Annotated in this window: 7 protein-coding genes and 1 pseudogene; all 8 read left to right on the top strand. The window is 69.3% G+C overall.

The annotated features are described in order from the left end of the window. Window positions 1-589: histidine--tRNA ligase (locus tag AB7U92_RS19080; protein ID WP_428580573.1), on the top strand; the 589-nt coding region annotated here is incomplete at its 5' end. A 24-nt stretch (window positions 590-613) separates the two neighbouring features. After that, a complete protein-coding gene (locus AB7U92_RS19075) occupies window positions 614-1,291 on the top strand; it encodes a YfgM family protein (protein WP_428580571.1) in 678 nt (225 codons plus the stop codon). Between the two features lie 2 nt (window positions 1,292-1,293). After that, window positions 1,294-2,406, top strand: coding sequence for an outer membrane protein assembly factor BamB (bamB, locus tag AB7U92_RS19070; RefSeq protein ID WP_428580576.1), 1,113 nt, complete (start codon window positions 1,294-1,296; stop codon window positions 2,404-2,406). Window positions 2,407-2,436: 30 nt separating this feature from the next. Further along, window positions 2,437-3,768 carry a ribosome biogenesis GTPase Der gene (der, locus tag AB7U92_RS19065; RefSeq protein WP_428580568.1) on the top strand — a complete coding sequence of 444 codons (1,332 nt, stop codon included), beginning with the start codon at window positions 2,437-2,439 and terminating at the stop codon, window positions 3,766-3,768. Between the two features lie 100 nt (window positions 3,769-3,868). Further along, on the top strand, window positions 3,869-4,111 hold the full coding sequence (gene hfq / locus AB7U92_RS19060) for an RNA chaperone Hfq (protein WP_428580565.1): 243 nt from the start codon (window positions 3,869-3,871) through the stop codon (window positions 4,109-4,111). Further along, complete coding sequence (gene hflX / locus AB7U92_RS19055) at window positions 4,108-5,346, top strand: GTPase HflX (protein WP_428580562.1); 1,239 nt, start codon at window positions 4,108-4,110, stop codon at window positions 5,344-5,346. The genes hfq and hflX overlap by 4 nt, the downstream gene beginning before the upstream one ends. A 2-nt stretch (window positions 5,347-5,348) precedes the next feature. Then, window positions 5,349-6,584, top strand: a complete 1,236-nt coding sequence (gene hflK / locus AB7U92_RS19050) for an FtsH protease activity modulator HflK (RefSeq protein WP_428580559.1) — start codon at window positions 5,349-5,351, stop codon at window positions 6,582-6,584. A gap of 21 nt (window positions 6,585-6,605) precedes the next feature. Continuing rightward, window positions 6,606-6,812: pseudogene (locus AB7U92_RS19045) on the top strand (protease modulator HflC); the annotation flags it as partial.

Genomic DNA, 6,812 nt, shown 5'->3' with positions numbered 1-6,812 from the left:
CGGCGCCGAGTCGCTGGCGCACTTCGACGCCGTGCGCGCGGTGCTCGACGCCGCGGGCCTGGCGTACCGCATCAACCCGCGACTGGTGCGCGGCATGGACTACTACAACCTGACCGTGTTCGAGTGGGTCACCGACAAGCTCGGCGCACAGGGCACGGTGTGCGGCGGCGGGCGCTACGACGGCCTGATCGAGCAGCTCGGCGGCAAGCCGGCGCCGGCGGTGGGCTTCGGCCTCGGCATGGAGCGCGTGCTGCTGCTGCTCGAGGAACTCGGCATCGCGCCGCCTCCGAATCCGCCGCGCGTGTACGCCGTGGTGCCATCGCCGGCTGCCCTGGTGCCAGCGATGACGGTCGTCGAAACCTTGCGTGCCGCTGGTATCGCCGTGCAGATGAATGCCGGCTTCGCCGGCATGAAGTCGCAGTTCAAGCGGGCCGACGCCAGCGGCGCGCGCTACGCGCTGATCTTCGGCGACGACGAGATCGCCCGCGGCGAGGTGTCGCTGAAGGACCTGCGCGATGCCGCCGCTCCGCAGCGCAGCCTGCCGCTGGCCGGCGCATCCGGCTGGGCCGCCGACCTCGCCACCGCATAATCCCGCCTTTCACGAAGACCCCTCATGGCCACCCATCTCGACCTCGAAGAACAGGAACAGCTCGACCAGCTCAAGGCGTTCTGGAAGCAGTACGGCAACCTGATCACCTGGGCGCTGACCCTGGTGCTGGCGGGCTTCGCGGCCTGGAACGGCTGGAACTGGTGGCAGCGCGACCAGGCCGTCAAGGCGGCGGCCATGTTCGACGAACTGCAGAAGGCCGCCGATGCCGGCGATGCCGCCAAGACCGCCGGCATCTTCAACGACCTCAAGGAGCGCTTCGGCAGCACGGCCTTCGCCCAGCAGGGCGGGCTGATCACCGCCAAGGTGCAGGCCGAGAAGGAGCAAGCCGACGCGGCGGCCGCGACGCTCGGCTGGGTGGCAGGCCAGGCCAAGGAAGGCGAATACCAGACCGTGGCGCGGCTGCGCCTGGCGGGCCTGCTGGCCGACCAGAAGAAGTACGACGAGGCGCTCAAGCAGCTCGATGGCGCCACGGCCAAGGAGTTCGAAGCCCTGGTGGCCGACCGCCGCGGCGACATCCTGCTCGCGCAGGGCAAGACCGACGAAGCGAAGGCGGCCTTTCGCAAGGCCTGGGACACGATGGATCCGGCCATCCAGTACCGCCGCCTGATCGACGCCAAGCTGACCGCGCTCGGCGCCGCGCCGCCGGCCGAGGCGCCGAAGACCGCGGGAGCGGCGAAGTGACGATGCTGCGCGGCACGGCCGCGTTCGTGCTGGCGCTGACGCTGGCCGCCTGCTCGAGCGGCCCCGAGCGCCCCAAGCCCAAGCCGCTCGAGCCGATCGCCGCGCCGATCGCCGGCAAGCAGGTGTGGTCGCAGCGCGTCGGCAGTGTCGACTTCCCGCTGGCCGTGGCCGTCAACGGCGGCATCTTCACCGTGGCCAGCAGCGACGGCACGGTGGCCGCGCTGCAGGCCGACAACGGCCGGGAGCTGTGGCGCACCAGCGTCGACGGCCGCATCGTCGCCGGCGTGGGCAGCGACGGCCGTTTCGCGGCCGTGGTCACGCGTGAGGGCGATCTGGTCGTGCTCGACGGCGGCAAGCCGCTGTGGCGCAAGCCGGTGGGCACCAAGGTGGTGACGGCGCCGCTGGTGGCCGGCGAGCGCGTCTTCGTGCTCGGCGTCGACCGCCGCGTGGTCGCCTGGGACGTGCTCGACGGCCGCAAGCTCTGGCAGCAGCAGCGCCCCGGCGAGCCGCTGACGCTGGCGCAGGGCGGCGTTATTGCTGCCTTCAAGAACACCCTGCTGGTCGGCCAGGGGCCGCGGCTGGCGGGCCTCGACCCCTTGAACGGCAACGTGCGCTGGGAAGTGCCGGTGGCGGCACCACGCGGCACCAACGAGGTGGAGCGTCTCGCCGACCTCGTGGCCCCGGTGGTGCGTCTGGGTGACAGCGTCTGCATGCGCGCCTTCCAGTCGGCGGTCGGTTGTGTCAACGCCGAGCGCGGCAACCTGCAGTGGACCAAGACGGTGGGCGGCGTCGAAGGCGTGGGGGGCAACGACAGCGTGATCGTCGGCGCCGATGCCTCCGACCGCATCACCGCCTGGCGCACGGCCAGCGGTGAAGTCGCCTGGAGCACCGAATCGCTGCTCTACCGCAGCCTGGGCGCCCCGCTGGTGGCCGGCCCGACGGTGGTGTTCGTCGACGGCGACGGCACCGTGCACTGGCTGTCCATCGACAAGGGCGAGGCGCTGCTGCGCCTGACGACCGACGGCTCGGCCCCTGCTGCTGCGCCCGTGGCCGTGGGCACCACGCTGCTGGTCGTCACCCGCAACGGCGGCCTGTACGCGTTCCGCCCCGAGTGAGATGACCAACCCTCGCCCGGAACCCACGCCGTGAAGCCGGTCATCGCCCTGGTCGGGCGGCCCAACGTCGGCAAGTCCACGCTGTTCAACCGGATGACGAAGAGCCGCGACGCGATCGTGGCCGACTTCGCCGGCCTGACGCGCGACCGGCACTACGGCGACGGACACCTGGGCGATCGCGAGTTCATCGTCATCGACACCGGCGGCTTCGAGCCCACGGCCGAGTCGGGCATCGTCAAGGAGATGGCCAAGCAGACCCGCCAGGCCGTGGCCGAGGCGGATGCGGTGATCTTCGTGGTCGACGTGCGCGGCGGCCTGTCGGCGCAGGACCACGACATCGCCCGCTTCCTGCGCACCACCGGCAAGAAGATCCTGCTGGCGGCCAACAAGGCCGAGGGCATGACCGATTCGCCGCTGCTCGGCGAGTTCTACGAACTCGGCCTGGGCGCGCCGCATCCGGTGTCGGCGGCGCACGGGCAGGGCGTGCGCAGCCTGACCGAGGCGGCACTGGTCGACTTTCCGTTCGACGAGGACGAGGAGGCCGAGGTCGATCCCGATGCGCCGATCCGGCTGGCAGTGGCCGGACGACCCAACGTCGGCAAGTCGACGCTCATCAATACCTGGCTGGGCGAGGAGCGCCTGGTGGCCTTCGACCTGCCCGGTACCACGCGAGACGCCATTCACGTGCCGTTCGAGCGCCATGGGCAGAAGTTCGAGCTGATCGACACCGCCGGTCTGCGCCGCAAGGGTCGAGTCTTCGAGGCGATCGAGAAGTTCTCGGTGGTCAAGACGCTGCAGGCCATCGCTGACGCCAACGTGGTGCTGCTGCTGCTCGACGCCACACAGGGCGTGACCGACCAGGACGCCCACATCGCCGGCTACATCCTCGACAGCGGCCGGGCCGTGGTGCTGGCCGTGAACAAGTGGGATGCGGTCGACGACTACCAGAAGCAGCTGCTGCAGCGCTCCATCGAGCAGCGGCTGGCCTTCTTGAAATTCGCGCCGCTGCTCCACATCTCCGCGAAGAAGCGGCAGGGCCTTGGCCCGGTGTGGAAGGCGATCGCCGATGCCCATGCATCGGCCACGCGGAAGATGCCCACCCCGGTGCTGACACGCCTGTTGCATGAGGCGGTGGAGCACCAGGCGCCCAAGCGGGCCGGGATGTTCCGCCCCAAGCTCCGTTATGCCCACCAGGGCGGCATGAACCCGCCCATCATCGTGATCCACGGCAACTCGCTCGACCATGTGACCGATTCGTACAAGCGCTTCCTCGAAGGGCGCTTCCGCGATCACTTCAAGCTGATCGGCACGCCGCTGCGCATCGAGATGCGCTCCTCGCGGAACCCGTTCGACGAGAAGTGATCCCAAAGACTGATCGCAAGGTCAATGCGGGGATTCCATCAGCGCCCACGGGGGCTGTGTTAACGTCTCCGATCTACGAACTTTCATCACGGAGCATATCGTGAGCAACAAAGGGCAACTCCTACAAGACCCGTTCCTGAACCTGCTGTGCAAGGAGCATGTTCCGGTTTCCATCTACCTCGTCAACGGCATCAAGTTGCAGGGGCACATCGAGTCTTTCGATCAGTACGTGGTGCTGCTGCGCAATACCGTCACGCAGATGGTCTACAAGCACGCGATCTCCACCGTGGTGCCCGGCCGAGCCGTGAACTTCCACGCCAACGAATCCCAAGAGCAGGCTTGAGTTCTCCGCAAGCCACCGTCGCGGCCGCCGGCCCGGCGCGGGCGATCCTCGTGGGCGTCGATTTCGGCGGGCGTGGCCCGTTCGACGAATCCCTCGACGAACTCGCCCTGCTGGCCGAATCCGCCGGCGACGAGCCGGTGGCGCGTGTCGTCGCCCGCCGCAAGGCGCCGGACCCGGCGCTGTTTGTCGGCTCGGGCAAGGCCGACGAGATCAAGGCGCTGGTCGAAGGCCACCGTGCCGAGGCGGTGCTGTTCGACCAGGCCCTGTCGCCAGCGCAGCAGCGCAACCTCGAGCGGCACCTCGGTGTGGCGGTGGCCGACCGCACCATGCTCATCCTCGAGATCTTCGCCGCGCGTGCCAAGAGCCACGAGGGAAAGCTGCAGGTCGAACTGGCGCGCTTGCAGTACCTGGCCACGCGGCTGGTGCGGCGCTGGAGCCACCTCGAGCGCCAGCAGGGCGGCATCGGCACCCGCGGCGGCCCCGGCGAGGCGCAGATCGAGCTCGACCGCCGCATGATCGACGAACGCATCAAGACGGTGAAGTCCCGGCTCGACCGCGTCAAGAAGCAGCGCAAGACCCAGCGGCGCGCCCGCGAGCGCAACGAGACCTTCCGTGTCTCGCTGGTGGGCTACACCAACGCCGGCAAGTCGACGCTGTTCAACGCGCTGGTCAAGGCGCGCAGCTACGCCGCCGACCAGCTGTTCGCCACGCTCGACACCACCACCCGCCAGCTCTACCTCGAAGAAGCGGGGCGGGCCGTGTCGCTGTCCGACACGGTCGGCTTCATCCGCGACCTGCCGCACAAGCTGGTCGAGGCGTTCGAGGCGACGCTGCAGGAGGCGGCCGACGCCGACCTGCTGCTGCACGTGGTCGACTGCGCCAGCCCGGTGCTCGACGAGCAGATGGCCGAGGTCGAGCGTGTGCTCGACGAGATCGGTGCCGGCCAGATCCCGCAGGTGCTGGTCTTCAACAAGGTCGACCGGCTCGAGCCCAGCCAGCGGCCGCGTGCCTTGCGCGACCTGATCGAGCGCGACGGCGGGCAGCGCGTGCCGCGCGTGTTCGTCAGCGCGCTCGACGGCACCGGCCTGGCCGAACTGCGCCAGGTCCTCACCGAGGCGGTGGCCGGCACGCTGGCCGTCGACGCTGCGCCGGCCGACGACTCCTCCGACATCCGGTTCGCCGCGCCCGAGCGGCAGCCGGCGACTTCCACCGGAACCCACGATTCACAGGCATGACCATGAATCCCCTGCACGCCCTTCGCGTCGCCGCTGGCCGCTTGCTTAGCAACGGCCGCAATGACGGTCCGCCGGATCTCGACGAGCTCTGGCGCGACTTCAACCGCAAGCTCGGCGGCCTGTTCGGCGGCAAGGGCGGCGGTCAGCGGCCCGGTGGCCCGCCGGACGACGGTGGCGGCAGCAATTTCCAGCCCGACATGAAGAGCGCCGGCATCGGCGCCGGACTGATCGCCGGCGTGGTGGCGCTGATCTGGCTGGGCAGCGGCTTCTTCATCGTGCAGGAAGGCCAGCAGGCCGTGGTCACCTCGTTCGGCAAGTACAGCCACACCGCCGACGCCGGCTTCCAGTGGCGCATGCCGTATCCGTTCCAGGCGCACGAGACGGTCAGCGTCACCCAGTTGCGCTCGCGCGAAGTCGGGCGCAATGCCGTGGTGCAGGCCACGGGGCTGCGCGACTCGTCGATGCTGACGCAGGACGAGAACATCATCGACATCCGCTTCACCGTGCAGTACCGGTTGAAGGATGCGCGTGCCTTCCTGTTCGAGAACCGCGATCCGGAAGAGGCGGTGACGCTGGCCGCCGAGTCGGCGGTGCGCGAGATCGTCGGCCGCACCAACATCGACGCGGTGCTCTACGAGCAGCGCGACGCGATCGCCGCCGAGCTGGTGAAGTCGATCCAGAGCCAGCTCGACCGGCTGAACACCGGCATCATCGTGGCCAACGTCAACATGCAGAGCGTGCAGCCGCCCGAGCAGGTGCAGGCGGCGTTCGAAGACACGCTCAAGGCCGGCCAGGACGGCGACCGCCTCAAGAAGGAAGGCCTGGCATACGCCAGCGACGTGATCCCGAAAGCGCAGGGCACGGCCGCGCGCCTGCGCGAGGAAGCCGAGGGCTACAAGGCCAGCGTGATCGCCCAGGCCGAGGGTGACGCACAGCGCTTCAGCCGCGTGCTGACCGAATACCAGAAGGCGCCGGGCGTGACGCGCGACCGCCTCTACATCGAGACCATGCAGCAGGTGTACTCGAACGTCAGCAAGGTGATGATCGACAGCCGCAACAACTCCAACCTGCTGTACCTGCCGCTGGAGAAGCTGATGCAGCAGGCCGGGGCAGCGCCCACCACGCCGGGCGCGGCGCCGGCGACCGGCGCCGTGGACGCCAGCGCCGTGACGGCCCCGGCGGCGCTCGACTCACGTTCGCGAGACGGCCAGCGCAGCCGTGATCGCGAAGGCCGCTGATCGATCCGGGAGAACCAGAACATGAACCGCATCGGATTCCTCGTCGGACTCGTGCTGCTCGCGCTGATGGGCGCGGCCTCGACGCTCTTCGTCGTCGACCAGCGCCAGGTGGCCGTCATCTACGCGCTCGGCGAGATCAAGGAAGTGATCACCGAGCCGGGCCTGAAGGTCAAGCTGCCGCCGCCGTTCCAGAACGTCGTCTTCCTCGACCGCCGCATCCAGACGCTG

The organism is Piscinibacter sp. (assembly GCF_050175855.1).
Lineage (GTDB): Bacteria > Pseudomonadota > Gammaproteobacteria > Burkholderiales > Burkholderiaceae_C > Piscinibacter.
Note: the sequence above shows the minus strand (reverse complement) of the source record. Positions and strands in the feature narration are given on the sequence as shown.